We start from the raw sequence: 26013 nt of genomic DNA, 5'->3' as shown, positions 1-26013 counted from the left end.
AAGTTACCCCTGCCGGTTTACCGGCAGGGGCTTGGTCGCTTCGCTCCATGAAAAAGCGAAAACAGAAGTGTTCCTATTACCTAATATTTTCCAAAAAATACTTGTGTGAAACTGGTAGAAAAAAGAAACAGAAATGATATAATGTTTATAATAAATACAATGCTTTATAATAACTATTAGAACCGATATTTTATCTGCTTACTTAGGGAAGACGCTGGAATTAACAGCTTCAATTAACTTTTTTCCATGGGTTATAAATTTCTTGCTAGTCAGTGGAACGGTGAATTAGAATCAGACTGACTAAAATAGAACAATAAATAAAAAAGAGGGAAAGAATGAATAGAAAGAAACAATTATCTATTACACTTATGGCGCTCACCTTATTGCTCCTTTTGGTTGGATGCCAAACGAACAAAAGCACAGTGGGGAATCCACCGGTTTCATTAAAGACTATTACACAAAATAGTAAAGGGGATCTTGTGACTTTTGAATTCGGAGTACCAGGAGGCTGGGTTTCCGGTCCGCAATATAATTTATCCGTTGTTGCGTGTCCTGAGAATGCCGTTGAGAAAAAATTTGAAACAGAGGAAGATTCCCTGCCGTTTATGGTAGGAATTGGGAATTACTACTATTCAGGGTCAGCGTTATCTGAAAAAGATAAGCAAATGTATAAAGATCTGTTCGCCGGAAAAACCAGTGCATATGAAGAGCATATGAAACAATCGTTTGCGAATGCCGCAAGTATGTTAAGCTCTGATTCATCGAGTAAGGTAAATCCTCCAAAAATTGATTCCAATTATAAACATTATGATGGCACTCACGGCAAAATAACGGAAGTTCAGTATTCCTATACCTATGGGGGTAAAAAGCATCATATTATACAATGCTATCGAGAGGACATTCCCTATTTAGTTACCGGAGCATTTGATGATTCCGTAGATTTGTCTTCTGGAAAGATTGCACTATGGGTTGCTGATTCCTTGAAGGTAACCGAACACTTTACTGTCAAAGATAACAAGATACAAAAAGAGGGCTGAAATCAGCCCTCTTCTTTTTGTATCATACAATTTCACTGTACCATAATGTTAAACAAAGCAACTTTGTCTTCCGGCAACGGACTTACGGGACTGAGCAACGGGAGAATATTTAGCCGATCAACCTCTTCATTCAAGAGTCCTTGTGTTACGACTATTTCAATTTTCTCTTTATCATACATTTTGGCATACTCATACATTTTTCCACCGTCACCCAAGAAAATATAAGAAACGTACTTATCATTTTCTCTTTTTGCATCAAGCGTATATTCCAGATCATAATGGTAATCGCTGTTGGGCGTTACGCTTTTATATTTTCCATACTGCTCTTTTGCCATATCGTTAACAGCTTTTTCCCAAGCGGCTGCCTCCCAAGCCCCAGCACCAGTCCATATGCTATGCAGCGATTTCAAAGACACAGGAATACCATAGAAATTCCACTTACTAAATAATTCGTTGTATTTTGATTCACCACATTCAATCACTGCTTTCTTCTGTCCAGTAGCGGGCACTTTATAATAGTTAATATCTATATATAGTGATTCCCAGCTTTCATTAAAAGACGTAATACCACCAATAACAATACCCATTATATTACCAAGCACCGGATGATTTTCCGCTTTGCTTAGGCTGTCATCAAACTCAAGCCCGGAAATAAATTTGGCCACATTGAACGTAGCTTTATTCAGCAAGGTTGGCTTCATTTCAGCTGCATTTGTTTCTGGCTGGTAAGCCGGTTCAATATATTGTTTGCCATTTTCATAGAGCATAATCGGATAAATTTCACCTGTTACCGGGTTCTTAACAGCGCCATAACGATATACAGGCGGAGCGGGCGGGTTAGTAGGCTCCTCCTTTTCAACAATCACTATGGCTTGACTATATAGTCCTTGGTAAGCGGATTCCACGGACGATTTACTGTAATACTTTAGGGCTTGTGTTTGCAGAGGGTCGTTGAAAATATAATTGTTTTCATCATATCCTACGAGCAACAAACAATGTTCCGGTGCAATCCATTGAATTGATTTTCCATTAAATGTCCACGTAGAACTGATATATGGTGGATTCATATACATCGTAGCCCACATAATTACCGGAATATCTTTATCTATATATTGAGAGCACAATGTTTCCAAGGATACGTTGCTCAATACATTAGCCCCATAGTTTTTCCCTGACAAAGCTTGATCCAAAGCTTTTTTAATCACAGGGGCATAGCATCCATATGAGTGGGACGATCTGGGATTTCCGCCAAATGTGAGATTTGGATCAAATGGTATAGTGGATTTATCCAGATAAGTATCAATAAACGTATCCACTGAGGTATTAATCCCCGCGTAATTAAGTGCCATGACGGCAGTAACACTTTCACATCCGGTGGGATAATCCCCCAATTGTGAAATAAATGGCGCCTGAATAATTTTGTAATTTCCTGTGGGTGTAGTAGGTGTTGTATTTATTCCATTCTCTTCAAAAACTCGGATCTCGATACCACTGATATTTTTACCCGCTATACCAGCGTAGTAGCCGTTAGTATCCAGTGTTCCACCTAAATCATATTTGCTTTGAACGCTCCGCATCCACTCAGGATCGGCATTACTAACCCAAGGTAGCCAATTTCCATCCACATAAGCCCTAAGCATGACAACAACACCGGTTGTTAATTTTACACCATCACTTCTATAGACATGGAGTCCTACTCTCTGAATTGGCTTTCCTGCTGAACCTGCGTAATCGTTTTCTGTGCTGGCAACTTCCGGATAATAGGAAGACTGGCCGGAATTCCAGGTTTGATATTTAATATAATATTGTTTATTCGGGCTGGTTTGTATTTTTATTCCATCAATGTGTGCTGACATCACGCTTTTGTCAAAGGAATGCCAGTTTGAAATGCTGTCGTACATATAACTTAAGGATGGCGTAGTTTCAGTTCCAGGCAAGTTTTCTATCGGCGTAAGGTCTGTGTCACCTTTAAATGCCCGAATTTCGATACCACTGATATTTTTACCCGATGCACCCGCATAAGAGGCATCTAGATCCAATGTGCCGCCCAGGTTATACTGAGTTTGAACGCCACGCATCCACACGGGGTCAGCGTTACTGACCCAAGGCAGCCACCTTCCATCGACCAAAGCCCTATACATTACGACAATGCCGGAAATCAATTTTGTACCATCATTTTGATAAGCGTGGATACTTAACCTCTGGATTGGTTTTCCTGCTGAACCTGCATAATCATTCCCCGTACTTGATACTTCAGGATAGTACGTATCATGGCCGGAATTCAGAGTCTTATAAAGCAGATAAAAGGACTGATCCGAGTTTGTCTGAATTCTGATTCCATCAATATGTGATGCAGTTACACTTCCATTGAAGCCGTTCCAATTATCGTTACTGTCAGCCATATAACTTAATGATAGACTAAGTTCGTCTCCTGAGAAATCATCTGTTCCGGCATTCAGGGAATCATCTTCAAAAATACGTATTTCAATGCCGCTTATATTTTCATTTACTTCACCAGCGAATGAACCGCCCGTGTCCAACGTACCGCCTAAACTGTATTTGTTCTGTACGTTTCTCATCCATTCTGGATCAGCGTTGCTCACCCAAGGCAGCCACTCGCCATTTACATAGGCACGGTACATAACAATAACACCAGAAACCAATTTTGTGCCATCGTTCTTATATGCCTGAATGCTTAATCTCCGAATCGGCTTCCCCGCAGAGCCTGCATAATCATTGTCGGTACTCTTAACTGCCGGATAATAAGAGGACTGACCGGAGTTCCACGTTTTATATAAGAGATAATAAGGTTTGTTTGTAGTTTGCATTTTGATCCCATCAATATGGGACGCGACTGTGCTTCTTTCAAAAGAATTCCAATTTGAAGTACTATCAGCCATGTAGCTTAGGAATGCTGTTGCCTCCCCTCCGGAAAAGTCTCCAATTGCTCCTTCTTCATAAACACGGATTTCAATGCCACTGATATTTTTGCCTGATTTACCGGCATAAGATGCATCAGTATCCAGAGTACCACCCAAATCGTATTTGTTTTGTACGCTTCGCATCCATTCAGGGTCGGCATTGCTTACCCAAGGTAGCCATTCTCCATCAACAAATGCCCGATACATTACAACGATACCTGCTGACAGTTTTGTGCCATCATTTTGGTATGCCTGTATTTGGAGCCGTTGGACAGGTTTGCCCGACGAGCCGGCATAATCATTTACATTACTTTTTACATAAGGGTAATAATCTGTTTTCCCCTGATTCCATGTCCGATACTGTAAATAATAGGAACTGTTTGAGCTTGTCTGAATTTTGATGCCATCCATAGAGCTTTGTACTTGGTCATTAATGGTCTTCCATGTACCGCTGCTCAAGTAGGAAATCTGGACATTGGATGCTGCTTGCACCGTAGATATGGACTTTTGACTCATTGAGCCTACCTCCTATAAATTGTTTGTTTTAGTTTATTTGGCTGTTGTTTTATTTCCAAACAAATTGATCTCCTTTCACTTATACCGTAGAAGTCAAGAAAAATTGCCCTGAAGAGGGCAATTTTTTCAAAATAAGTGATAATATTTTATATGCGTCTATTAATCATAATAGCACCTTGTGGAGACCTTCTGTTTCTAACGCCATCTTCATAGAAGTATAAAAGAGGCTGTTAGAAAATAGTCTTGATGAAAAAATAGTGCACAAAAAATGCACCTTGATGGCTCAAGAAAGCCGTTTCAAGGTGCATCTTCTTTTTATAGAGACTGTTTTCTTGTGCAATGTGCTATCGCAAATACATTTTGCAACAGTCCCTCCCAATAATATTTAGTTACCGTTCTAAGTCCTCATCCTCGCTATCCGTTCCGTTATATGCCACATCTTCCGTTATATCCGCGCTAAAATTGTCTACGGGGAGCTGCTCACCACGTGAGTTTACGATCTCCGCCAACATTTCTACCCGTTTACGGAGTGCAAAGCACAAAGCGTCAGGCCGTGTTTCGTCAATAAACAAGGAGCCATTCAGAATGTCGCGGAATTCGTCATCGATACCTTTCAACGCCGACAAGTCAAGCCAATCAAAAGAGGATACGAGCCTGATTTGTTCCTCATGGTCAGCCTTGAACGGTTTACATGGAGTCGTTGCGTTGGCATTAATCATAGCTTGCGGCTTGGAAAACCAAAGGGAAGATCCGCTATCGTAAATAGGGGCTGAGCCAAGCCATTCCAGTGTTTCCGCATTCCGAATTGCTCCAAAATTATTCTGATGACGGTCCTCATTGGCAATGATATAGTCCAGCACCATCATCCGGTCAAGCGAATCCTGCACACCGGGGATTCCCAATGCCTCACATATAGTGCTGATACACGGAAATATGGTTCGGCTTTTTCTGCGTCAGCATGATGTACCATGCAGATATCAATTCCGTTTGCGGGGTAATAAAATCTTGGCAGACACTGTATGGGTAGTCATCCTGCAACATCAGCGTATAAGAAACATGGGGAATCCTAAGTCGGTCCATGATCCGGCTTGCCAACACTTCATTGTACGGTTCCTGCTGAATGGCACCGCTTCCGCCTTTGATCAGGCACCGCTTCCCGTCAAGAATGGCCCATTTCTTTTTCAGCCATCCGTCCGAGGTGTTATCGGGTGACATCAAACTGACATTATCACTGGACGACCCCTTGCCAAACAGGATATTTCCAATATCATCGGAAAAGGTGTGATCAAAGAAGTTGATATCTCGCCATTCAATCCCTGCCTTTTTAGGGCGTATCCAATACTGGTCCGACAGGCTGAGTCCCAGGCATTTATCCAGAAGCTGTTGTGTTGTAGAAACATTCAGTTCCGTCAGCGCGTGACGTATTCCATCACGGCTTGCCGGAATTGCCCGGCCTTTCCACCATTCATTCAGGGCTGCCCGGTCGATTTTTCCCTTTTTCACAGAAATGCCAATGGGAACATGCGCTTCTTCGTGAGCGGAACCTACGGCGGAGATGGAACCGGATGCAGTATCAAGCTCCAAATCGGCAACAGGTATGTTTTTGTGCATCAGGACATATTGTTGATGCAACTTGTCCGCCATCTTCACCAACTCCTTCTTCATTCTGATTATATTATTATACCGAAATTATTCCGCAAATTCAACGCTATTCAGGGGACAAAAGGATCTGTTTTTTTAAGTGCTTCATAGCGACAATTCGTCTTCACTACCATATGATCGAAGCGGAAGTGATTACCGGGGCGCCGATGAACGACCCGGTCGGTTACTATTCCGGGAGCCACTTTGCCTATTTTTACGGCATTGTCACTACGGAACTAAACAAGAATAAAGGCTGGAAAATCAAAGCGATTGATTATTTCCCTGAAGATTTTTTATGTCATCCTATGCACGGCTGGGACTATGACGCCCAATCTCTTGTGCCAATTATCTATCAGGACTGGTATCACCTGATCGATCACGTCGACAAAACGGAACAAAGCGGGAACATGATCTCGGTTTACGCGTCGGGCGGCGGGGAGAAATATCGTTTTGACTTTATACGGATTACGAACGGAAATGATGTGCTCCTTCATGAAATGATTGATCAGGACGGACAATGGACCGAAACAAACTTGTTGAAGAATCAAGTGTATAAGCTTTCCATATTGAATCCAAGTCTGGGAAAGAGATAGCAGCAATGTTTTGATACAACAGCTGGTTTACCGTAAGCGTGAATAGGAAAAAGGGTGCCGATTGATAAAATCAGCACCCTTTTTCTAAATCAGTAAGGCTTTCCAGAATAAGGCGAAAGCTGTTTTGCGCCTTCGAAGACAAAACTCTGTACTCATCTACTATTTGCATTTCCTGCTCATTGAGATCATATTTCTCTGTTCTCTCAATTCTGCGCCTGATCTCCGTATTTCCAACCAGATAATCTATGGAAGTATTAAAAAAGTCAGCAAGCCGTTTCAGTGTGGAAATATCAGGCTCATATGCACCGGTTTCATAACTGAAGATGCCCTGCTGTGTCAGACCCAACTGATCCGCTAACTTTTGCTGGCTTAGACCAGCCTCTTCACGCAATATTTTCAGATTGTTCAAGTAACCACCCCTATCATCCATTTTAACAAGACAGGTTTTTATTATATAAATATATTTACTTGTTATTTACAACAAGATATTAATGTTATAAAATATTATTATACTGAAACATAGGGGGAGATAGATGATGCGATCAGTTAGTCTGAATGTGCTGCAAAAGGGGCCCGGCATTAAACTGGCCCAAAACATGAAATTGCTGCGGGAAAGCAATGGACTGACACAGAAAAAAGTGGCGCAGTATCTTTTCGTAGACAGATCCACCTATTCCTATTATGAATCCGGAAAAACCCAGCCTAATTTAAAAATGCTAACAAAATTGGCTGATTTGTATGGTGTCTCAACGGATGCACTGTGTGGCGCGACAAGATTTTTGGCAAATCGTCTCAACATTTCTGGCAAAAACTAAGGCCGTTATTAGAAATAATTCTAAGGATAAGAGCAGTGCAGTGGAAGCAGGGTTTCAAGCCTGTATCCACTGCACTAATTTTATGCTCTTCGGGCGACAAATTGCTTTGCTCCATTGACATAGATTCCAGCTTCACTGCCTGAGCTGCCGATACCGACAATGTAGAAAAAACTATCCTTGCCGTCACGATACCTCGGCAAGAGCGTAACTACGCCGCCAGTGCCGACCGTCACAGTGGGCGCCGTTTCGGAAGTAACCTTGAACTGATAGGCTTGTCCGAGAGAAAGTTTGACAGGCATGGTTGTATCACACTTAAATGCTGAACTCTCGGAAATGTACTCAATCCACGGTGAACGGAACCACGCCGTCCATGGTCTGTCCTTAACCCGCGTTTTGACGACGCCATACGCCGTTCCCCGCGCCTCAATGGCGTATCCGTCGCCGATATAGATGCCGAAATGGCCGTCCATATGGAGGCAGATTCCAGGCAGTTCCGGGAGCGTGGAAATCGGCCCTTTAACTGTTGCCTGATTATAGGCTCCGTTTGCCGATTTGTCGTAATTGGAATCGTAAGCCGGGTCTTTGCCGTATCCGTCGGACATAACGTAATATTTTAGCAGACCGATACAGTCAGTAACCCGCTTCCCGATCCATTTTTCGCCGAGCCTTCTCATAGCTCCGCCTGCAAGGTTGCTATCCGGGTACCGAGCGGCGCACTGGTTAAGCAAGGACGCGGTGCAAACCTGCCCGATTGTCCCGTAAACATACCCCGTCCCAGCTTCAAGGGCCTGATTTGCAAACGCCACCAGTCCTAAATTTGTTTTTGTCATTTTGATTCCCTCCAAAATATTTTTAAATTGCCTCGTAATCTTCGCCGGTGATTGTTTTGTAGTCGTCGGCGTCAATAAATCCGAGCTTTACGGACTTTTTTATTCCGGATAGGGTGAGCAGCTTATTTTCGTACATGGTCTTTAAAACCTCAAATTTCATGATTTACCTCTTTTCTATGCGTTCAGCACGGCGGCAAGCATTTCCTGCGCAGCTTTCGCCTGCAATTCCGTGTCGGTTTTCTGGCAAAGTCCGATTTCGTATTCGCCCACATCATATTTGTAGGTAACATGATGGGGGAATACAAAGTTATCCAGTTCCACCGACTGCTGAACCGTGGTGGTCCGGGTGTGGGCGGTCGTGTCGGTGCTCACAGTAGTCACCGTGGTCATGACGTCGCCGTTGCCGTCGTCTCTCGTCGCGGTCGTAGTGCCGTCGCTGTCTGCCGTGGCTGTGGTATCGACCTGCTCAACCGTTACGCCCGGCTCAAGCGTATGGATGAGCTTTACCGTTTTTGCGCTGTCCGACAAAAGTGTTTTTAAGGTATCCAAGGATTCGACGGCGGATTCGGCGATCCTGGCCGTCCGCTGTTTTCGATATGCGCCTTGGAAATTGATGTCGCCCGGATTACACCAAGCAATAATCGGTAATTCTGTTCCATCTGTAAATTTTAATATTTCTGACATTTTAAACCTCCATTTTTTATGCAGTATAAAATAGTTTCTCGTTTGTAGGAACCCAAATGGCGCCCGTTAAATCTAAGCTTGCAGTAGCTGTCAACGAAGATGATGAATAGACCGACAAGTCCATACCAAACATAATAAAGCCGCTCTGATCTCCGGTCACAATATTTGTAAACGTGTAATCTATAGCGGTGGTGCCGGTCCCAGGGCCAATCGTATCTATAAGATCTTTGGTAGCCACAATAGTTGGTGAACCAATACCTGCCCACGCAGTAATTCCAGCAAAAACGCCTGTAATAACACCATTGCTCAAATAATGTGATATATTACCTTTCAAGCGTAATACAGCGTTTCCAAAGGTGCTGAAATTAATATTGTGTGGCATCTTACAAAATAACACAACTTCATATGTTCCGCTATATTTGTGATCTGTCAAATAATGTGCCTGCACCGCTAGTGTATTCTGCGATGACAAATTTGAATATGTATCAGAATAAGCATAATTTCCATTACCCAAAATAGAATAAAATACAATCGGAACTGCGGCGGAATATGATTGTGTCCAGGTTCCGCCAATGTTCCCGTATCGCTTATTAACCGGTGTCCATGTACCACCAATATTTCCGAATCGTTTATTTGCTTGCGTAATCGTGCCGCTTATATTTCCATATCGTCCGGACATTTCTATCACCTCAATTTCCGATGTAATCCCACGTATCACCATCTTGCCCGCCAGACGGAGAAGATGATGAAATTGTATTATTCCTGACTGCCGATCCGGAAGAACTAACCGCGTGGCTGCTGTACGTGGCATAGGTTGCCGTGCCGCCGTTTGCCGGGGCGCTCCCCGCAGAGCCCGCGTATCCCGCGCTGTTGGCATAGTTGACGGATTTATTCGCGTCTGCCGTATTGTCTATGTTGCCAAGGCCGAGGTCTGATTTCGTCAGATTCACGTCCCCCGTCAGCGCGTGACCGTTGATTTTCCGGCTGTTCGGCACCGCCGCCGCGAGCTGGTCTTTCTGTGTCTGCGTCATGTGGGCGACGGTGTCGGAGATGTGGGCGTTCAGAGTGTCATACAGAGCCAAACCACCTGTGACGCCTTTCATCGCAGCGATCTGGCCCTCAACCTCTGAGGCAAGCTCCTGCTTTGTGATATACAGGGGATTTCCGCTTGCATCAAACGTGATGTTTTCAGTATCTTCGACCTTGCAGCGGACCCGCAAATATTCGCTCAGCGTCGTCGAAGAATTTTTGTCCGGAACATATTCTCCGTCGCTGCTGTCCCGGTTGTAGGAATAGGCTCCTTCCTCGTTTGTGTCCGGGTCTGTGGCCATCAATGCCATTTCCTTCAGGTTAAAGCCCGTGTCCACATTGGAGCTGAGCAACGAGGCCGTGACGATTGCCTCATCGTCCGTCACGGAAACCACGTCGATCTTCAGTGACAGCTTTTCCGACTTGAGCGCCGTGACGTCGTACACGGAGGCTGTCTCGATGTCCCCGTCTCCGAGGGCCATTCGCGAAAAGCGAAGGCCCTTTCCCGCGTAATGCTTGGCGTCCAACTGCCGCCCGAAATTTGTTTGAATAAAACTACCGAATGCCATAATTTACACCTGCCTGAATGTTCTGATTCGTCCGATTTCCAGCACCCCGGCGCAATAAGTTGTACCGTCGTAAACCTGTTCCTGCGCCAGACTGATTTTTGCCGATGCCGGTTTAACCTTGTTGATCTCGCTTTGAATTACATCGCGATCGGTTATAATGAAATCGCCGCCGCTGATCCAGAGAATTGCCTCCGCCCACCGGGAGGGGGCGGTCAGGTACAGGGGCTCTATTCTTACATTTTGGTAGCCCAGCGCCTTGACCGCAAGAATGAGCCCTTCGTTTGTCCCAGCCTTTTCCGCGATAATTGCTTTCATGGATAGGCGTCTGCGGTATCCTTCTGTGCCCTCGCCCTTCAGGCGCGGCATATCACGGTCCTTGCCGTGCACCGTCAGCATGACCTCGCTGGCCGATAAGATCATGGATTCCGTCCGCACCCTGAAGATCGCGTCCTTTGCGTTGTCAAAGAGCTTTCCGATCACCTTGCAGAAAATGTAAAACTGATTAACCGACTTTTTTACCCGCTTGAGCGGAGTAAAAAGAAGCCAAAACATATAGTCGCCGAAATTGTCAAACATGCCTACACCTTCTCCACCGTAACGGTGATCGTTCCCGCAATGATGATCTGATCGGTCTCCAGCGTCACATCTTCGGTCGGCGTGGTAAACTTGACGTTCTGTACCTCGGAGCACTTGCTTTTGATCGCGTAAATCATATCGGCAATGGTAAGCTCGTTGAGGCTGCGGTCCTTGCTGACCGCCAGAAGCGAGCTGAGCGCCGCCTTGACCTTATCTTCCAGACCGGTCGAATCAAGGGAAGCGGAAACCGTCACCGTCACGCTGATGTCCTGCGCCTGGGTGGTTGAGCTCTTGACCTCAATGTTGTCATACGGCCCCTTGATTTCTTCCTCGGCTGTCTGTACGCTCGCAAGCAGGTTTTCCGTAGCCGCGCCAGCCGTGCCGGTTACGATGATATCGACGCTGCCCTGGCCTCGCGGCTGATCGTCGTCGACCCGTACAAACAGTACCCCCGAAACGGCCTCAGCGACATTTTTGTATTTGTCGGCGATTGGCAGGGTGGACAATTCGGACCAGGCGTTCTTCGTGCGGGACCGAAGACTGTCGTCGTCTTCTTCATCGCTGCCCTCGGTTTTAAGCCAGTCCTCTTTGTTGGTGATCGTGTCGATGCCCTCGATATGCATCAGAGTGTTGACGATCTGCCCGGAGGATACATTGTATTTTACTCCCGCCGCTTCTGCTTCCACCGGCACGTCCACACTGAGCGCACCCTGCTGCAGCACCGTGTCGGTCAGCGAGAAAAAGCGCAGCTCGTCGCCGTTGATGTCTTTCTGGGTTTTGAAGACCTGCCCTTTGGAAATTGTGACCGCGTCTCCGGACGCCGCCCGGGAAACCGTGACATTTCCCCGAGCCTTAACCGCCGCCTTTCGTGTTTTTGCAAAGTCCCCGGCCTTCAGGTCCAGCCACGTTTTTTCCGCGTGAGTGACAAACATATTTGACAGGACGGTCCGGCAAAGGGTAATCAGCTCAATATAGACTTTTAGCGCGATCATCGTAAGGGTGTAAAAAATGCCGCCGGAATTAAAATTCGTGATGGCGAAACCCGCGTCCTGCAGCTCCGCGACCGTATTGTCCTTCAGATCGTCAATATCCGGAACGGGGAGAACCTCATCCAGAATTTCCGTGTCAATCACTGTTTACCACCTCCACATTTACCCGGTCGATACCGGTATCTACCGTCTGCGTCCGGGAATCGTTTACAAACTGAAACGTCGTATGAATCCGGATGATATCGGCGCTGAAGCTTACGGAGGTCGCGATTGTCTCAACGTCGATCTCGGAATGCCTGGAAAGCTTTGTCCGAATGCGCTGCTGAATTTCAAGTTCTACCAGTTCATTGCCGTCGCTCTGCGCGAAATCCAGCAGGGACCAGCCCCAATCGGCGTCGTAAAACAGCTCGCCCTCCTGCGTCATTGCCTCCAGCCGGATGTCCTGCATCAGGCAGTCGAGACCGGATGCAACGGGCGCGTCCCCATTGGCAGCCCGCGTGAGCTGCCAGGAATCATCTAAACGAATATCCGTGTCCCCAAGGTTTGCCATCAGACCACCACCCCAAGGATATAAGGATTCAGCTCACCGTATGGCAGCACGACCGCAACGGTGGTTCCCTTCTCCACCTGAACCTTTGACCGGACGTTCGGGATTTCCTTGAAACCGTTATCGACCTCGCCGTTTTTGTCAAGTATTTTGAGAGCGTACACATAATAACCGTTTGCGTCCTGCGCTGCCGTTACGGCGGCGTATAGGACGGCGGGGAGGAGCAGGTGCGGGTATTTCTCCGACAGTACCTTTTGAACGCCCGTCTCCATAAATTCGGAAACCATGAAATCCCTCCTAAAAGTAAAGATGCGTCCGGACGAACCCCGTCGCCTCGGTGGAAAACGTGACCTTGCCGACCGTGAAATCTCCGGACAAATTCGGATGGTCCACCCGGATCGTATCGGAATGGTGAACGAATGGCACCGAAACGGTGACGAGCTCCCACCTTCCGTTGACCCGGTTCAGGGAAATAATATTCTGCGCGTAGGTAAAAACATAGATTTGCGATTGCTTTGGAGCCGTATTCCAGTAGAAAACACCTTGCCGAAAAAATGCCTTTGCGATGATTCCCCACGCGGTATTGATCTCCCGCAGGAGGGCGACGACGCTCTTTTTTGAGACCGGGAAAATCTTTTTCGCCGGGTACGTCTCATTTGACAGCACCGGCGACTGGATTCCGGCTTTGGAAAGAGCGAAGGAAATAATCTCCTGCGGCGTCGCGTTCAGGAATGTTTCGGTGATCAAGGTGCTTTCCAGCTTTAGCATATCGTCCTTGAGCAGAATTTCATTTTTGCCGATCCCGCCGTTGTATCCCTTTTCGACGTAACCGTGAAAAACTTCCTCCAGCGCTCCCGAATACCCCAGCTTGATGGAAGCCGGTTCGCCTTCCGAAATGCTGATCTTTGGCTGAAATTCTTCCGTAAACCGAATCTTAGCCCAGTCGAAATAGGAATCCTTGGAGGAATACGTTTCGGTCTCGATGCCTTTTGCAAAGGTATCATTCCCGACGCTCACGGAAACCTCGGGATAAAACAGTTCCTGCGTTGTGCTCATGCCGTCACCTCAATAGGGCATCGCCTTTATGACGCCCCGGTATTTTGACGCATCCGCCGTGTCCTGCGCCGGAGTCAGCGCCGTCTTGTTCGTCAGCTTTGGAGCAGTGCCACGGTCGCTCTTCAGATAGCTTTGATAGGAAGAACTAAGGCCGCTGGAACCGCCCGACGACGCGCTTCCACTCTTGGCGGAACTGACGGATTTCTTGTTGGCTGATTTCTTGCTGGCGGATGACGCGCCCGACTTTGTCACGGTGATCGTCGTCGGCACATACTCCCATAATTCAATGCTGACGGAAAGCTGGCCGGAGGAATTTGTCGCTTTGCTTGACAGCGATTTAAACAGGATTTTTGAAATATTGCGAATGGCCGTGTGCTGATTAACGATGGTCCGTATGATCGGGATTCCCTGACTCTTGACCTTGAACAGGTTTTGAATCTTGGTCAGCTTCTGTTCCTTGGTTTCGGTTGGACTATCGTCGAGAATGATCTCGATCGAGATTTTCGCGTCCTCATAGCCGGTGGCCTGTTTGGGCTTGGAGGTGCTGCCCTCGACGTCCTCCTCGTCAATCTGCGCGTCCTGCTGGATTTCAAAGCTCTTGACGAGACCGGGGAGAACCACCCCGTCGATCTTGACGTCGTTGTCGTCGGTATAAATCAATGTGATCCCCCCGCATCATCAGGATGTTTCTGTCGCTGTATCGCCGACCGACCCACCGTTCGCGTTGACGTAATCCTCCAGCTCGCGAAGGAACGCGAGAAACTTCGGAAGGTCCTTGATCTTTGTCAGGCCGACCGGGATATACAGCTTGTTGATAGTGATTCCTTTTTCCCTAATGGACGTGTTTGTCTCTGTCCGGGTCTTTTCGCTGGTTGTTTGCGTGAGGCTGACCTTTTTTACCGATTGCTGAAGGCTGACCTTTTCGGAAGTCCCGCCGGACGTGAGGCCGACGATTCTGTTGAGTAAGCTTTGCGCCAGACCGCCGATCCAGCCAGTGTTGTTTTCAAGCGGCATAACGGCTTCTTTTCCGTGTTCCCCCGCGATAAACGACGTTGCCGAATTCACGACGCCGCCCTCGGCGAGCTTTGGAATATTGAAGCCGAAGGACGAGCCGCCGATGCCCGGCACCCAGGACGGAATCGTGAAGTGCAAGGCGTCCAGCGCCCCGATCACAAAGTTGACCGCGTCCTTCGCGCCGTCCGAAATCCCGTTCCACAGATTGGCAAAAAAGGCTTTGATCTGATCCCAGTGCGTGATAATCAAAAGCGGAATCCCGATAAAGGGCAGGAAGACGGCCATCGCGATTTGCGCCCAGCCGGGAAGCCCCGTAAACCAGCTTTTAACCGTGTTGAATCCGGAGACGATATTGTTGACGAAACCGTTCCAGGTGCTCTGCAGCCATGCCGTGACCTGGCTCCAATGCGTCTTAAGCAGGATGATCACGGCCACCAGCGCGATGATGCCGATCACGATCCAGGTGACCGGGTTCGCGAACAGCGCGGCGGTAAAACTCCAGACCGATGAAATCAGTCCCGGCAGAGCCTCGACCGCCGAGGCGATCCCCTGACGGGCCATGTTCAAAAGTCCGCCTCCGAAATCCTTGACCGCGCCGAGTCCCGTCTTGAGAAATCCGCCGAAATCCTTGATTTTGTCCCCGGCAAGCATTGTCATAATGCGTATGTCGGTTAACTTATCCGGGAGTTTTAACAGAGCAGTCCCAAATGAGCCAAAGAACCCTACCGTCTTTGTGGTGATTAATCCTATCCCACCCAAAACAGCGACCATTGACCCGCCGATCGTCAGGAATCCGCCGATAGCGAGCGCCGCCGACAGAAGTCCCTTGACCAGCGCCGGGTTTTTCTGTGCCCAGTCGGTGACGACCTTCAGGACGTCTCTCGCTTTTTCCATCAGTTCTCCGATGGTCGGGAGCATGGTGCTTCCAAGGGTCTCCTCCAGATTGTGGATTTGCTGCTGGGTGACCTCGATCTGATCGGGCTTGGTGTTGTTGATCGCACTGGCCATGTCCTGCGTTGCTTTGGTCCCCTGACCGAGCGCCCCGTACATGCCGACGATATTGTTTTGAAGGCTGCCCGTTTTCGAATACATCTGGTCGATCAGTGAAACCGCCTCGGTGTCGCCGAACGCTTTCTGGAGCTGCATCTTTTCGGCGGCGTCCATCGTGTCGCCGAATTTTCCGCGCAGCTTCGCGAGAATTTCAGGCATGGAAAGCAGCTGGTTGTTCGCATCGGTAAAGCTCAGGCCCAGCGCCTTGCCGCCCGACGCGGCGGTTCGCAGGAACGCCTTGTATTTTGTCCCGGCTTCACTGCCGGACATCGTCGCCTGAAGCATGCCGAGAACGGAGAGCTGCTCCTCGAGCGGAACCTTTGCCGTGGTGGCGGAGGCCCCGAGTGTTCGGATCGATTCCGACATTCCGGAGCCGGTCGTTTTGAACTTCTGAACGGCGGTCGAAATGCCAGCCGAGAACATCTTTCCGAAATCCGTGTCGGACATTTTGCTGTAATAATCCTTGTATATTCCGTAGCCGGTCGCGAATAATGAAGTCATATCCGCGATGGTGTCCTTTGTGGCCTTGGCGGTTTCGCCCGCGAGCGTGGTATAGTCCGCGACTCCCTTGTCAGACAGAGAGGAAATTCCGGACTTGATATCGTAGGCCGCCGTGATGAAATCGGACTTTGAGGTACCGGCCCATTTGTCGGAAAAATCCGTCGCCGCCTGGTTCAGCGTCCCGAGGTCCTTGATGCCGAGGGAACTCAGCTCTCCGAGCGCCTTCTGCGAAGCGAACGTCGCTTCGACCGGCTTGAGCGCCGCGTCCGTGATCTGTTCTCCTACTGCTGCGATTGCCGCCCCGGCTTTCGCGTAGTCCCCGAACTTAACGCCGAGGTTCTGAATTTTACTCGCGGAGCTGTCGACCGCCGAGGTAACGCGGACCATCGGAGTCGTGAGGTTGTCGATCATGTTCATGATGACCGAAAGCTTAAATACAGATTCCAGTCCGCCGCCTATTGCAATCACCCCCGAGTCGTGATATAGTTAAAGAAAAAAGAGGAGGGAAATTATGGTATTCTTTGCAGCTTTCTTTCATGTGCTGATTTTCGCGCTCTGTGTTGGAGCGGTTGTTGCTGTCGCACTGTCGGTTCTAATTTTCATTCCTCTGACAGTTTATAATATTCCTTATATTCTTTGGCTAGGGAATGAACAGACTATGGGTCGTTATAAAGAAAAGAATGTTAAGAAGATTTTTAAAACGACAAAAGACGCAACGAGAGTCTACAGCGCATGGCTTCATCATCGGAAGCCGGTTCTTTAAATCAGTTACCAATTCCGGAACTCCGGTCCTTTTTGGGCCGGAGTTTTTTAGTCTTCCGAGAAAACCTCCGAAATCGCGCGGGCGGTGATTTTCTCCTCGACCTCCTCCAAATACCGGGCATAGGCGAACATCTGAAGGAATTCGTCAATGTCCATTGCTCCAAGGTCTTTTCCCTTTAGAAGGGCGGGGGGCACATACCGGTGGATTTCGAGCGTTCCGGCTTCGACAAAGTCGTCCCGCACCCCCTGGAGCAGTTCTTCTAAAGTGTCGTTAAATTTATGAGCTTGGAGAGGCCGAGCATGGCGAGCAGCTTCTCCGCGACGGAAATCGCCAGCGCCGGATATTCACCCAGCGTGCTCTCAAGCTGCGGCTTGTATTCGTCGGCAATGTTGTCGTACAGAAACGCTTCCGTCGCTTTGGTCATCCCGTTGGACGCCGTCTTCATATACCGGTCGTAGCTTGCCGTCGACGGTTTTTTGAACACAAATTCAACGTCGACTGAGGTATCGTCATCCGGCTGCACCGTTGCGCACACCTTATAAACTTTGCCGTATTTCGCCTTCAGGTCGTCAACGGACGGCACGGTCTGAACGGCGTTCTGAGCTTCGTTTTCCATTTTAAACGCTTCCTTTGTCAGTTATTTTGAGATTAAACCGGCTTGACGCCGTCCTGAACGATTCCGTTTACGATCAGCATGTCAAGGTCGATCTTAAGGGATTTGTCCCCTTGCGCCGCTTTATGGCTGCGCTTGTTGAATGTAACCGTGTTGAGCACGTCCTGCCGGGTGCGCTGGCCGGAGTTCGCGTAGGAGACAACGATCTTGTCAATAATGAGGTCGTAAAACGAGATGTTGTGTTTCTTGCAGTAGTCGAGCAGGTCATTGTAATCGTCCCGGAGCAGGGACAGCTTGCCGGAAGATTTGTAGTTGCCGGTTCCGAATCCCCTCGGCGCGTTTCCCTTGCCGTAGGAGGCTTCCTTGTCCTGCTCGTCGTCGTAGTCGATTTCCTGAACTTCAATGTTGATCCCGGGCAGCCTGATGTCGACGCTGCTCCAGTCGTAGTTTCTGCCGTTGATGATGGCCATGATCTATCCTCCTTACGACGCCGACGCCGCAGCCGTGGTCTGACCGACGTCAATGTCGATTTCTCGAACAATTCCGCGCGAAACGTAACGGACCTTGACCTGCATGGCTTCGGTCTTCTGAACATCCTGATCGGGCGGCACGGTGACGGTCACGGCGGAGATTTCTTTCTGTCGGACCATTTCGTCAAGCGGCGTCTGGATAAAGGCGGCCTTCGCGGCAAGATCCCCGTCAACGTCTTCCAGGTCGACGCCGCTTTGAAGCTGTTTAAGTGCTTCGGCGCGGCCCTTGCGGATGATCTTATTCAGGATTCGGACGTCCTCGGCATACGGATAATCCGATCCGTCCGGGCACATGACGCGGGCGTTTGTAACAAAATAGCCGTCAAGCCCGTCGTATCTGCGGAATGTCAAAAATCCCGCTTCGTCAAGATCTGAAATGCAGTCTTCGATTCCCGCCGGGCGAAGGCCCAGCATCTTGCCGGAAGATATTCCGAACGCGTTGGTCTGCCCGATGCTCTGCTGCGGTTTCGCCGCCGCGTAAAGCCCACAAACGATCCCGGCGTTGTTGACTTCCCTCGTCGTGCCGTCCATCCTGACATAAAGCGACCGGGCGGAGACGACCTGAATGTTGTAATTCTTAACGTTTTTCCGGTCTGCGATGAGCCTGGCGGCGTAGGCTTCGGCGGTTTCGTTCTGATTCGGCGCGTAGGCTTCCAGCACAAATAGTTCAGGCTTGTGGTAAGTGTTCTGCAGCGTAAGCTGTTCGGCGGCGACCGCCGCCCACAAGTCCGCCGTGGATTCCCCGACAATATGCACCAGCTCGAACGTCTCCGCAAGATTGCGAATTTTTGCGATCGCAGCGATCACGTCGGCGTTGGTCATAGCCGGGGCCGTGGTCGAAAAGCTGTAAGTGTCCCCGATCAGGAAGGAATCCGTTTCCGCGTTTTCGCCGGTCCCCGCCGTAAACGTCAGGGTGATCCCCGTCGATGGAATTTCATAGGTGCCGCTCAGCGGAATTGTCAGCTCGTCGGAAAAGGAATACCCGCCGTCGACGGAAACCTGAAACAGCGCGGAATTGAGCGAACCCTTTCCGGTGATTTTTACGATGACGCTGAAAATATTGTAAGGGGCTCCGCTTGCGGCGCAGCTTCCGGTTCCGGTGCCTGTCTTAGAAACAGTTCCGACCGTTCCGCCCGTACTGGCCGCGACCGGGATGCACAGGATGCGGCTGGAACCGTTCGCCACGGAATCCATTGCCGCGTCCGAGAGCGGACTGAGCCCGAGGAGCTCTTTGATTTTTTTCGCGTCCATCGTCCCCTTAATCACGACAGGAGTATCCGAAACGACGGACGACGCGCCGATCTTTACCGCCGCTCCCTGTGGTCGCATCGGCCTCTAACAGATTTTTGGCGCGTTGGCAAAGGTTATGCCAAAAGGCTGGAGGAACACGGCCTTTTTACGATGGGAGATATTGCAAGATGCTCTCTTGGTAAACCTACCGATTATTACAACGGAGATTTTCTGTACAAGCAGTTCGGCATCAACGCCGAACTGCTGATTGACCATGCATGGGGCTGGGAACCATGTACAATTGCGGATATTAAAGCATACAAGCCAAGTACAAATAGCCTTGGATCGGGTCAAGTGCTTCAATCCGCCTATACTTTTGAAAAAGCGAAATTGATTGTACGGGAAATGACTGATTTGCTGGTACTTGATCTGGTGGATAAAAGGCTTGTGACCGACCAGCTTGTTTTGACGGTGGGATATGATGTTGAAAATCTAATAGACCCGAAGACTAAGAAATTATATCGGGGGTCAATCACCACTGATCGCTATGGACGCACCGTTCCTAAATCCGCACATGGTTCGGCTAATCTTGGCAGGCAGACTTCCTCTACAAAGTTAATTCTGAATGCGGTCACAGAGCTGTTTGAACGCATTGTTGACAAAAATCTTCTGGTTCGAAGAGTCAACATCACTGCAAATCATGTTGTTGATGAGACAACTGTTAAAAAGACGAACAACTTTGAACAGCTTAATCTCTTTACGGATTATGCGGCTGCGCGGGCGAAAGAAGAAGCCGAGGAAGTCGGACTTGAACGAGAAAAAAAGATGCAGGAAGTAATGTTGGAGATAAAAAAGAAACATGGCAAAAACGCCATCCTAAAGGGTATGAATCTGAAGGAAGGCGCAACTACCGTAGACAGGAATAAGCAGATAGGAGGGCACAAGGCATGACAAGGGCATATGACGACATCATCAATCTACCGCACCATGTCTCTGCGACACGCCCTCACATGACAGTCCTTGACCGAGCGGCTCAATTTTCCCCCTTTGCCGCACTGACCGGCTATGATTCCGCCATCAAAGAAACCGCCAGACTGACTGATGAGAGAGTAGAATTGGACGAATATACACAAGACGCTTTGAGTGACAGACTGCAAATCATAGCGGATCGGTTAAAAGAGCATCCCAAGATTGCAATCACCTATTTTCTGCCGGACGCAAGGAAAGACGGCGGTGCCTATGTTACTGCCACCGGATCAGCAAAAAAGGTAGATGAATATAAACGTGTTGTTGTTATGACCGATGGCACAGCAATCCCCATTGATGAAATAATCAGCATTGATGGACAGATATTTGAGTCTATGATCTTTCATTCGTTTAATGAGTGAGTAACGAAAATTGAAATTTTCCGGTCTGTTTACTCCACTTCCATGCCGACACATACGGATTCTTCCTTTACCTCTTCATTTTCCTCCGTTTCGTTATCTTCATCCAAAACGATATCCTCCTGTTTCTGAAGTTCCTGAAACTCCAGCGAAGTATTGATTTCGCTTTGCCGCGCGGCATACTCCGATAAACGTTGTTCGTACTCAAATGGTTTGATGATTTCTTTTTTTGCTTCCATGAGCTGCCGTTCAAAATTAGCGAGCTCGTCTTTTTCATCGGAAAGGAGCTTTGTGATCTGACCGGCGGCATTTTCGATACGGGTAATTGCCCCTAATTCCGACAAACCGAGATCACCGCGATAGGTGTGCGAACCTTTCAGCGTAAACTGGAGAGATTCAAAGCCCCCGTGTTCCAATGAAAGTGCAAGGCCGCGGTATTCTCCTACGGAGAGCGGCGTATCTTTTCCTTTCCAATCGTCCAGCCGGGATAACAGCATCAGGCGTTCTCCTGCGGGAACACGTTCATTGAACGTCTTGCCGTCAACCGTGATCTGGAAATCCCGGCCTTCCGTTTGCTGTAACAGCTCCACATCTGCACTGATTTTTTTGATATTGTTCTGGTGATGCGTGATGCTTTCCGGATAATACTGATTGATGTTGCGTTCCAGAACGGCGCGTTCATTCAGCCAGCTTCCACGCAGGAGCTTCAAGCGGGCCACTTCGTTATCTACCTCCATTTTTTGTGCCAGCATGGGATTATCGGTGGCAATCGCCTTGACTTCGGCGGCGGTCAACACGGTTTCATCCATGTCTTCACAGGAACGGGCGATGCTTTTTCCGCTCATGACCTGCGTGATATACCGCAGTTTCTGCTCCTGAATTTGCCACAGGTACGAATCAAAAGTCCCTTTTGTTACGTACCTGCGGATGCTGACAACCGGGTTATCATTGAATTGCCGCAGAATCCGTCCGGCCCGCTGCGTTAAATCCGAAGGCTTCCACGGGCAGTCGAGATCATGGGTGCAGATCAGCTTTTTCTGCACGTTTACACCGGTGCCAAGCTTTGACGTGCTGCCGAGCAAGATGCGGATTTCACCCTGCCGCACTTTTTCAAACAAGGCGTCTCGCTGCGCTTCGGTGGTTGCGTCATGAACAAACGCAATCTCGCTTTTCGGAACGCCTTTTCCCAAAAGAACACGTTTACATTCATCATACACGTTGAATTTACCGGGTTTCGGTGTCCCGGCATCGCAGAAAACAAGCTGTGTCAGCTGTTTCTCCTTTGTTTTCTCCCAAGTGTCGAAGACGTCTTCAATACATCGGTTCAGTTTGGTACTCGGGTCGTTGGGAGCATCTTCATACACAAGGCGGGGATCGATGGCCATCAGTCGCGCTTCGCCGGTCAGCTTGAGCATATTGTCCACGTCCGGCGGAACTGCCCGGCTTCGGATCTTTTCCGCACGCTCTACGTAACTCTCCATCACCATTTTCTGATAGGGCGTCGCTTCCACAGCAACGACCGTCGGTTTTCCGCCTTCCAGTTCCGGCGTGGGCAGGTTTAGCATGTCGGCGGTCTGGATGTCCGCCACCAGCTTGAATAATCTGCGTATCATCGAGTAGATTAACCTGACCATTTTTTACACGTGTAATTTCCTGCTCAATTTCTGCTTTCCGGCGTTCCAACTCTGCTAACCGCAGTTCAGGATTCGTCTCAGAACGTTCAACAATTTGATGCAAAAGCTCAAAGACTGTGATTAAGCGTGATTCTGTGCCAATAAAAGTTTGTTGCTTTAGGCTCAGCAGCCATTCAATGGCCTTTTGTGCCTGAGATGTAATATCAAAATACGGTTCATCCTGCCCTGTAGGATAAAATTTACGCAACCAGCCATGAGCATCATCTGTCCAGATGTCTAAATATTCATGGCCGGATCGCAAAAAAAGATCTTCGTCCTGTCCTTGATTTAATTCGTTCAAATAACTCTCTAAACTACCAATCAACTCATGCTCAGCAATTTGTCGCTTGTTTTCAGCAATAAATTCTTGATATAAAAACGCCGCAATAAAAGGCGCTTGTTTGGCAGTCAATAACCTCCAAGCGGGATTTTTCTCCCTAAGCAATTGTAGAAATTGAAAAGACATATATTCAGAAGATTCAGTTGCTTTCATGCCTGTTTAGTCCTTTAATCTGTAAATTCGCCTTTTTATAAGATAAATGTGTATATTTAATTATATATCGACATTATTGATAATACAATATCTGCTTGTCGCAATAGCGAAAGGAACCATGTCAACGTTATAATAGATAAAAAATAGGGGCTAACGTTAATAAAATCCCGTTAGCTCCTAGCAGATTGTAATTTGTTGATTGAGAAACACAAATTAGGGCAACATCAAGTCTATTGTGGGACTAATACCAAACCACAGATAACGATTTCTTCTGCCGACCGCGCAGGCTGTCGAAAAGCCTAGTCCTCTCCAGCGTATCCCCGGCGTGCGTCATCGGCTCCTTTTGGAGCATCTGCTGTGTGAGGGCCTCAATCTGTATCAACGCTTCCTCATTGACCCTATGCATTTTCTCCATCAGAGTACCATCCATTTTCATAGTCATAAACCGCTTTGGATGGTTCTCTCGGAGATATTCCAGTGCCATCCTGCCGTACCGCCCCAGGGGGCAGTCGCTTTTTCTGTCATTGGAGATCTGAATACCCGGTAGCATCATGCCATTCTTCTCGGTGTAGCTTAGTTCCACCAATGCGTTTTCCATCATTTTCAGACCTTTCTCTACTTGATATTTTAGCTGTTAGCTATGTGACCTTGTTCTTCCATGCCTTCAATTTTGGGATGGTGAGCAAAATATTCTCGTAGGGCTTCTTCAATTACCTGCTCCATTTTGCTCGGTTTAGTATCAGCAGAAAAATATTGGGAGTAGGTTTTATACTTTATTTTTACTGGCGGCGGCGTAGAGTTTTTTGGCTTCCTATTTTTCTCGCCGGAAAGGATTTGAGTGGCAAGCTCCTGATTCAGCTTGCCGGAGTATTCGCGGAGCAGAGAAACCTTTTTGGGGATAATCTTGTACTCATTTTCATCCAATACTGTTTCTACAATTTTCTGCTCTGATTCGGCGAGATAGGATAACCCGACCGAAGAGATGAGGGTAATTTCACTGTTATCAAGACGTTGCTTCAAGGGCAAAATCAGCTTATCTACACGAAGATAACGAGCCACTGATCTTCCATTAAGCCCATATTCGAAACCCACAGTATCTCTACTTATCGACTTGTGGACATCGTGTCCATAAGTCGATCTTTCTTCGATGTATTGCGGGTTTTCAAGCGCTTTGAGTTCCGCGATGATGTCGTTCCGTTTCCCCTGACTGAACATTTTTGAGTACCGGAGCGCAAGCACCGCCGCCTTTTCCGAGGGAAGCATATCCGCAAAGGAACGCTGTAGAACATTGGTTTCCACGACATAAATCCATGCGTCCTCGTTCGAAAGATTTTCCTTGACGATACACGGAATCTCATTTTGTCCCACGATGCGGGAAGCGTTCATGCGGTTATGGCCGGACAGCATTTCGTATTCGCAGCCATTTTCATCGGGTTCAATCCTGCGGACAATGGTGGGAATCAGAACACCATTTGCTTTTACGCTCTCCACCATATCGTCCAGCCGTTCTCCTTCATAGAGATGGAACGGATGCTTCTGAAACATACGGATTTTTTCGATGGGGAGAACGGTCACGGCGACAGGGCCACTCACCGGTTCCTCGGAATATTCCTGTTTAGGCGGTTGACTCTGAATCTCGTCGTTGATTCGGAGCAGATCGTCGATGGATTTGATTTTGGGATTAAGTTTGGGCCTTTGTCCCGGCATCAGGCAAGCACCTCCTTTGCAAGTTCCATGTAGGCCAGGCCCGCAGGACTTTTTTTATCGTATTCCAAAACACTCAGGCCAAGGCCGTTGGCCTCTCCAACCTTGACCGTAGTAGGAATCCGGCTGTCAAATATCCTCATGCCGCTGCGGTAAGCGGTGTCAACCTGACTGCTGATTTCTTTATACAGATTGGTACGTTTATCGCACATCGTGAACAAGATACCGCCAAACTTTATTTTGGGATTCAGGCGGCGCTTGATTTTCAGGATGGTTTTCGTAAGTTCTTGCAACCCCATGACCGCCAACAGTTGCGGATTGACGGGAATCATGACTTCGTCCGCTGCGGTCAAGGCACTGATCGTTAGTGTACCGAGTGACGGGCAAGTATCTACAATAATATAATCGTAGTCCCCACGCAGAGATTCCAGCAGATTTGGAAACAAGTGTTCGCTTCCCATTTCCAACCTCAAATTTGCCTCAATGACAGAAAGCTGGATGTTTGAGGGAATCAGATCGACCTTACCGATAGAGAGAATAAAATCCTTTTTCGGAGGAAGCTCTCGGTCCTCAAGCATATCGGTCATAAGGGTTGCAGTTGTATATTCTAGCTTCTCGGGGTCGTTAATGCCGAAACAGGTGGTAAGGTTGAATTGCGGGTCAAAGTCTACGGCGAGGACGTGCTGTCCCAACTCTGCGAGGGAATAGGAAAGATTGCGAACCGTGCTCGTTTTGCCGACACCGCCCTTTTGCGCCGCGACAACAACGATTTTACTCATTTTTACGCCTCCCTTATATTTTAACTTTTAGTGTTTTCTTGAATTCAGCGTAATCGTCGCTGAGGACATAATCAATAATATATGTTTTGGGAATCAGGTAAGTATATCTAATCATGAAATGCTGTACACGATTCTCTCTTAAAAGTTTTCTGGCAGTTCCCGCGCAAATTCCACCAAGCATCTTTCGAAATTGGCCCAGCGTCACTAAATCGGGATACGTGCTAAATAGAGCTTCGTAATACTTCCTATTTTTGGTTTTCACAGTCATCGGCTCCTAATTAGAATTTGTCAGTGGCAGGTGATGGCTGCTACAATCATGGAATTTAGACGGGATGTCGCTTGATTCATATGCGACGCAGTTTAGCGAGCGTCCCTTAATTATCCCTTAAACGTGCAAAATAAAATGCAAAACTCATTTTCTTGGGAATCGGGATGCAGCCTGAATTTTTTATATAAAAAAGCTGCAAACCCTGAT

30 protein-coding genes and 1 pseudogene are annotated in these 26013 nt (G+C 48.0%); 6 read left to right on the top strand and 25 right to left on the bottom strand.

What is annotated here, in order from left to right:
- Positions 1-335: 335 nt before the first annotated feature.
- On the top strand, positions 336-1037 hold the full coding sequence (locus tag ACLQ3M_RS06490; RefSeq protein ID WP_411676883.1) for a hypothetical protein: 702 nt from the start codon (positions 336-338) through the stop codon (positions 1035-1037).
- A 32-nt stretch (positions 1038-1069) separates the two neighbouring features.
- Here ACLQ3M_RS06490 and ACLQ3M_RS06485 read toward each other — a convergent pair whose 3' ends face one another.
- The 3 genes from ACLQ3M_RS06485 to ACLQ3M_RS06475 form a co-directional block, all read right to left on the bottom strand.
- Entirely contained in the window at positions 1070-4474 is a 3405-nt protein-coding gene (locus tag ACLQ3M_RS06485; RefSeq protein WP_411676882.1) for a C39 family peptidase, read from the bottom strand.
- Between the two features lie 389 nt (positions 4475-4863).
- Entirely contained in the window at positions 4864-5340 is a 477-nt protein-coding gene (locus ACLQ3M_RS06480; protein WP_411676881.1) for a hypothetical protein, read from the bottom strand.
- Between the two features lie 40 nt (positions 5341-5380).
- On the bottom strand, positions 5381-6124 hold the full coding sequence (locus ACLQ3M_RS06475; protein ID WP_411676880.1) for a hypothetical protein: 744 nt from the start codon (positions 6122-6124) through the stop codon (positions 5381-5383).
- A 125-nt stretch (positions 6125-6249) separates the two neighbouring features.
- On the opposite strand from ACLQ3M_RS06475, the gene ACLQ3M_RS06470 reads away from it, so the two are divergent.
- On the top strand, positions 6250-6708 hold the full coding sequence (locus ACLQ3M_RS06470) for a hypothetical protein (RefSeq protein WP_411676879.1): 459 nt from the start codon (positions 6250-6252) through the stop codon (positions 6706-6708).
- 70 nt (positions 6709-6778) lie between these two features.
- On the opposite strand, the gene ACLQ3M_RS06465 is transcribed toward ACLQ3M_RS06470, so the two are convergent.
- Positions 6779-7117: a helix-turn-helix transcriptional regulator gene (locus tag ACLQ3M_RS06465; protein WP_411676878.1), complete on the bottom strand. Its 339-nt coding sequence runs from the start codon at positions 7115-7117 to the stop codon at positions 6779-6781.
- Between the two features lie 124 nt (positions 7118-7241).
- Between ACLQ3M_RS06465 and ACLQ3M_RS06460 the strand changes: the two genes are divergently transcribed.
- Entirely contained in the window at positions 7242-7523 is a 282-nt protein-coding gene (locus ACLQ3M_RS06460) for a helix-turn-helix domain-containing protein (RefSeq protein WP_411676877.1), read from the top strand.
- Positions 7524-7603: 80 nt separating this feature from the next.
- On the opposite strand, the gene ACLQ3M_RS06455 is transcribed toward ACLQ3M_RS06460, so the two are convergent.
- The 12 genes from ACLQ3M_RS06455 to ACLQ3M_RS06400 are packed head-to-tail and all read right to left on the bottom strand — an operon-like array spanning position 7604 to position 16836.
- Positions 7604-8353 (bottom strand): hypothetical protein, encoded by a 750-nt coding sequence (locus ACLQ3M_RS06455; RefSeq protein WP_411676876.1) that lies wholly within the window; start codon positions 8351-8353, stop codon positions 7604-7606.
- Between the two features lie 22 nt (positions 8354-8375).
- A complete protein-coding gene (locus ACLQ3M_RS06450) occupies positions 8376-8513 on the bottom strand; it encodes an XkdX family protein (RefSeq protein WP_411676875.1) in 138 nt (45 codons plus the stop codon).
- Positions 8514-8527: 14 nt separating this feature from the next.
- On the bottom strand, positions 8528-9037 hold the full coding sequence (locus ACLQ3M_RS06445; RefSeq protein ID WP_411676874.1) for a hypothetical protein: 510 nt from the start codon (positions 9035-9037) through the stop codon (positions 8528-8530).
- Positions 9038-9053: 16 nt separating this feature from the next.
- Entirely contained in the window at positions 9054-9716 is a 663-nt protein-coding gene (locus ACLQ3M_RS06440) for a hypothetical protein (RefSeq protein WP_411676873.1), read from the bottom strand.
- Between the two features lie 10 nt (positions 9717-9726).
- Positions 9727-10635 (bottom strand): hypothetical protein, encoded by a 909-nt coding sequence (locus ACLQ3M_RS06435; RefSeq protein ID WP_411676872.1) that lies wholly within the window; start codon positions 10633-10635, stop codon positions 9727-9729.
- Positions 10636-10638: 3 nt separating this feature from the next.
- Positions 10639-11211, bottom strand: coding sequence for a hypothetical protein (locus ACLQ3M_RS06430; protein WP_411676871.1), 573 nt, complete (start codon positions 11209-11211; stop codon positions 10639-10641).
- A 2-nt stretch (positions 11212-11213) separates the two neighbouring features.
- Positions 11214-12344, bottom strand: a complete 1131-nt coding sequence (locus ACLQ3M_RS06425; protein ID WP_411676870.1) for a baseplate J/gp47 family protein — start codon at positions 12342-12344, stop codon at positions 11214-11216.
- Positions 12337-12750, bottom strand: a complete 414-nt coding sequence (locus tag ACLQ3M_RS06420; RefSeq protein ID WP_411676869.1) for a DUF2634 domain-containing protein — start codon at positions 12748-12750, stop codon at positions 12337-12339. The genes ACLQ3M_RS06425 and ACLQ3M_RS06420 overlap by 8 nt, the downstream gene beginning before the upstream one ends.
- Positions 12750-13034, bottom strand: a complete 285-nt coding sequence (locus ACLQ3M_RS06415) for a hypothetical protein (protein WP_411676868.1) — start codon at positions 13032-13034, stop codon at positions 12750-12752. Before ACLQ3M_RS06415 ends, ACLQ3M_RS06420 begins: the two co-directional genes overlap by 1 nt.
- 10 nt (positions 13035-13044) lie before the next feature.
- On the bottom strand, positions 13045-13803 hold the full coding sequence (locus tag ACLQ3M_RS06410) for a serine/arginine repetitive matrix protein 2 (protein ID WP_411676867.1): 759 nt from the start codon (positions 13801-13803) through the stop codon (positions 13045-13047).
- A gap of 9 nt (positions 13804-13812) precedes the next feature.
- Entirely contained in the window at positions 13813-14463 is a 651-nt protein-coding gene (locus tag ACLQ3M_RS06405) for a transcriptional regulator (protein WP_411676866.1), read from the bottom strand.
- An 18-nt stretch (positions 14464-14481) separates the two neighbouring features.
- Positions 14482-16836: a phage tail tape measure protein gene (locus tag ACLQ3M_RS06400; protein ID WP_411676865.1), complete on the bottom strand. Its 2355-nt coding sequence runs from the start codon at positions 16834-16836 to the stop codon at positions 14482-14484.
- Between the two features lie 43 nt (positions 16837-16879).
- On the opposite strand from ACLQ3M_RS06400, the gene ACLQ3M_RS06395 reads away from it, so the two are divergent.
- The gene (locus ACLQ3M_RS06395) at positions 16880-17131 is read left to right on the top strand and encodes a hypothetical protein (protein WP_411676864.1); all 252 of its coding nucleotides are present in this window, start codon (positions 16880-16882) and stop codon (positions 17129-17131) included.
- A 47-nt stretch (positions 17132-17178) separates the two neighbouring features.
- Here the strand turns inward: ACLQ3M_RS06395 and ACLQ3M_RS06390 are convergent, their stop codons facing one another.
- The 4 genes from ACLQ3M_RS06390 to ACLQ3M_RS06375 are packed head-to-tail and all read right to left on the bottom strand — an operon-like array spanning position 17179 to position 19603.
- Entirely contained in the window at positions 17179-17373 is a 195-nt protein-coding gene (locus tag ACLQ3M_RS06390; RefSeq protein ID WP_411676863.1) for a hypothetical protein, read from the bottom strand.
- Positions 17374-17390: 17 nt separating this feature from the next.
- A complete protein-coding gene (locus ACLQ3M_RS06385; protein WP_411676862.1) occupies positions 17391-17747 on the bottom strand; it encodes a hypothetical protein in 357 nt (118 codons plus the stop codon).
- Positions 17748-17779: 32 nt separating this feature from the next.
- Positions 17780-18214 carry a hypothetical protein gene (locus ACLQ3M_RS06380; RefSeq protein WP_411676861.1) on the bottom strand — a complete coding sequence of 145 codons (435 nt, stop codon included), beginning with the start codon at positions 18212-18214 and terminating at the stop codon, positions 17780-17782.
- Between the two features lie 12 nt (positions 18215-18226).
- Entirely contained in the window at positions 18227-19603 is a 1377-nt protein-coding gene (locus tag ACLQ3M_RS06375; protein ID WP_411676860.1) for a DUF2586 domain-containing protein, read from the bottom strand.
- On the opposite strand from ACLQ3M_RS06375, the pseudogene ACLQ3M_RS06370 reads away from it, so the two are divergent.
- Together ACLQ3M_RS06370 and ACLQ3M_RS06365 are read left to right on the top strand one after the other, a co-directional pair.
- Positions 19580-20455 (top strand): annotated as a pseudogene (locus ACLQ3M_RS06370) (DNA methylase); the annotation flags it as partial. The gene ACLQ3M_RS06375 and the pseudogene ACLQ3M_RS06370 sit on opposite strands and share 24 nt — an antisense overlap.
- Positions 20452-20892, top strand: coding sequence for a hypothetical protein (locus ACLQ3M_RS06365; protein ID WP_411676858.1), 441 nt, complete (start codon positions 20452-20454; stop codon positions 20890-20892). The pseudogene ACLQ3M_RS06370 and the gene ACLQ3M_RS06365, both read left to right, overlap by 4 nt.
- 29 nt (positions 20893-20921) lie before the next feature.
- On the opposite strand, the gene ACLQ3M_RS06360 is transcribed toward ACLQ3M_RS06365, so the two are convergent.
- The 5 genes from ACLQ3M_RS06360 to ACLQ3M_RS06340 all read right to left on the bottom strand — a co-directional run bounded on the left by ACLQ3M_RS06360 (position 20922) and on the right by ACLQ3M_RS06340 (position 25538).
- Positions 20922-22274, bottom strand: a complete 1353-nt coding sequence (locus ACLQ3M_RS06360; RefSeq protein WP_411677068.1) for a helicase-related protein — start codon at positions 22272-22274, stop codon at positions 20922-20924.
- On the bottom strand, positions 22246-23055 hold the full coding sequence (locus ACLQ3M_RS06355; RefSeq protein ID WP_411676856.1) for a DUF3375 family protein: 810 nt from the start codon (positions 23053-23055) through the stop codon (positions 22246-22248). Before ACLQ3M_RS06355 ends, ACLQ3M_RS06360 begins: the two co-directional genes overlap by 29 nt.
- A gap of 241 nt (positions 23056-23296) precedes the next feature.
- On the bottom strand, positions 23297-23656 hold the full coding sequence (locus ACLQ3M_RS06350) for a TnpV protein (protein ID WP_411676855.1): 360 nt from the start codon (positions 23654-23656) through the stop codon (positions 23297-23299).
- Between the two features lie 26 nt (positions 23657-23682).
- Positions 23683-24762, bottom strand: coding sequence for a ParB N-terminal domain-containing protein (locus ACLQ3M_RS06345; protein WP_411676854.1), 1080 nt, complete (start codon positions 24760-24762; stop codon positions 23683-23685).
- Positions 24762-25538 (bottom strand): ParA family protein, encoded by a 777-nt coding sequence (locus tag ACLQ3M_RS06340; RefSeq protein WP_411676853.1) that lies wholly within the window; start codon positions 25536-25538, stop codon positions 24762-24764. The genes ACLQ3M_RS06345 and ACLQ3M_RS06340 overlap by 1 nt, the downstream gene beginning before the upstream one ends.
- Between the last annotated feature and the right edge of the window lie 475 nt (positions 25539-26013).

The sequence above is a fragment of the Caproicibacter sp. genome, assembly GCF_046707225.1.
Taxonomy (GTDB): domain Bacteria; phylum Bacillota; class Clostridia; order Oscillospirales; family Acutalibacteraceae; genus Caproicibacter.
This window is presented reverse-complemented; position numbering and strand designations above follow the sequence as displayed.

What these genes read in the sequence shown, in the direction of transcription:
- ACLQ3M_RS06420 (WP_411676869.1), bottom strand. Translation starts at nt 12,750, where the DNA reads ATGGCAAACCTTGGGGACACGGATATTCGTTTAGATGATTCCTGGCAG.
- ACLQ3M_RS06445 (WP_411676874.1), bottom strand. Translation starts at nt 9,037, where the DNA reads ATGTCAGAAATATTAAAATTTACAGATGGAACAGAATTACCGATTATT.
- ACLQ3M_RS06430 (WP_411676871.1), bottom strand. Translation starts at nt 11,211, where the DNA reads ATGTTTGACAATTTCGGCGACTATATGTTTTGGCTTCTTTTTACTCCG.
- ACLQ3M_RS06355 (WP_411676856.1), bottom strand. Translation starts at nt 23,055, where the DNA reads ATGAAAGCAACTGAATCTTCTGAATATATGTCTTTTCAATTTCTACAA.
- ACLQ3M_RS06375 (WP_411676860.1), bottom strand. Translation starts at nt 19,603, where the DNA reads ATGCGACCACAGGGAGCGGCGGTAAAGATCGGCGCGTCGTCCGTCGTT.
- ACLQ3M_RS06380 (WP_411676861.1), bottom strand. Translation starts at nt 18,214, where the DNA reads ATGGCCATCATCAACGGCAGAAACTACGACTGGAGCAGCGTCGACATC.
- ACLQ3M_RS06450 (WP_411676875.1), bottom strand. Translation starts at nt 8,513, where the DNA reads ATGAAATTTGAGGTTTTAAAGACCATGTACGAAAATAAGCTGCTCACC.
- ACLQ3M_RS06460 (WP_411676877.1), top strand. Translation starts at nt 7,242, where the DNA reads ATGATGCGATCAGTTAGTCTGAATGTGCTGCAAAAGGGGCCCGGCATT.
- ACLQ3M_RS06415 (WP_411676868.1), bottom strand. Translation starts at nt 13,034, where the DNA reads ATGGTTTCCGAATTTATGGAGACGGGCGTTCAAAAGGTACTGTCGGAG.
- ACLQ3M_RS06440 (WP_411676873.1), bottom strand. Translation starts at nt 9,716, where the DNA reads ATGTCCGGACGATATGGAAATATAAGCGGCACGATTACGCAAGCAAAT.
- ACLQ3M_RS06385 (WP_411676862.1), bottom strand. Translation starts at nt 17,747, where the DNA reads ATGGAAAACGAAGCTCAGAACGCCGTTCAGACCGTGCCGTCCGTTGAC.
- ACLQ3M_RS06360 (WP_411677068.1), bottom strand. Translation starts at nt 22,274, where the DNA reads ATGGCCATCGATCCCCGCCTTGTGTATGAAGATGCTCCCAACGACCCG.
- ACLQ3M_RS06480 (WP_411676881.1), bottom strand. Translation starts at nt 5,340, where the DNA reads ATGATGGTGCTGGACTATATCATTGCCAATGAGGACCGTCATCAGAAT.
- ACLQ3M_RS06340 (WP_411676853.1), bottom strand. Translation starts at nt 25,538, where the DNA reads ATGAGTAAAATCGTTGTTGTCGCGGCGCAAAAGGGCGGTGTCGGCAAA.
- ACLQ3M_RS06435 (WP_411676872.1), bottom strand. Translation starts at nt 10,635, where the DNA reads ATGGCATTCGGTAGTTTTATTCAAACAAATTTCGGGCGGCAGTTGGAC.
- ACLQ3M_RS06490 (WP_411676883.1), top strand. Translation starts at nt 336, where the DNA reads ATGAATAGAAAGAAACAATTATCTATTACACTTATGGCGCTCACCTTA.
- ACLQ3M_RS06350 (WP_411676855.1), bottom strand. Translation starts at nt 23,656, where the DNA reads ATGATGGAAAACGCATTGGTGGAACTAAGCTACACCGAGAAGAATGGC.
- ACLQ3M_RS06395 (WP_411676864.1), top strand. Translation starts at nt 16,880, where the DNA reads ATGGTATTCTTTGCAGCTTTCTTTCATGTGCTGATTTTCGCGCTCTGT.
- ACLQ3M_RS06410 (WP_411676867.1), bottom strand. Translation starts at nt 13,803, where the DNA reads ATGAGCACAACGCAGGAACTGTTTTATCCCGAGGTTTCCGTGAGCGTC.
- ACLQ3M_RS06470 (WP_411676879.1), top strand. Translation starts at nt 6,250, where the DNA reads ATGATCGAAGCGGAAGTGATTACCGGGGCGCCGATGAACGACCCGGTC.
- ACLQ3M_RS06455 (WP_411676876.1), bottom strand. Translation starts at nt 8,353, where the DNA reads ATGACAAAAACAAATTTAGGACTGGTGGCGTTTGCAAATCAGGCCCTT.
- ACLQ3M_RS06485 (WP_411676882.1), bottom strand. Translation starts at nt 4,474, where the DNA reads ATGAGTCAAAAGTCCATATCTACGGTGCAAGCAGCATCCAATGTCCAG.
- ACLQ3M_RS06365 (WP_411676858.1), top strand. Translation starts at nt 20,452, where the DNA reads ATGACAAGGGCATATGACGACATCATCAATCTACCGCACCATGTCTCT.
- ACLQ3M_RS06345 (WP_411676854.1), bottom strand. Translation starts at nt 24,762, where the DNA reads ATGCCGGGACAAAGGCCCAAACTTAATCCCAAAATCAAATCCATCGAC.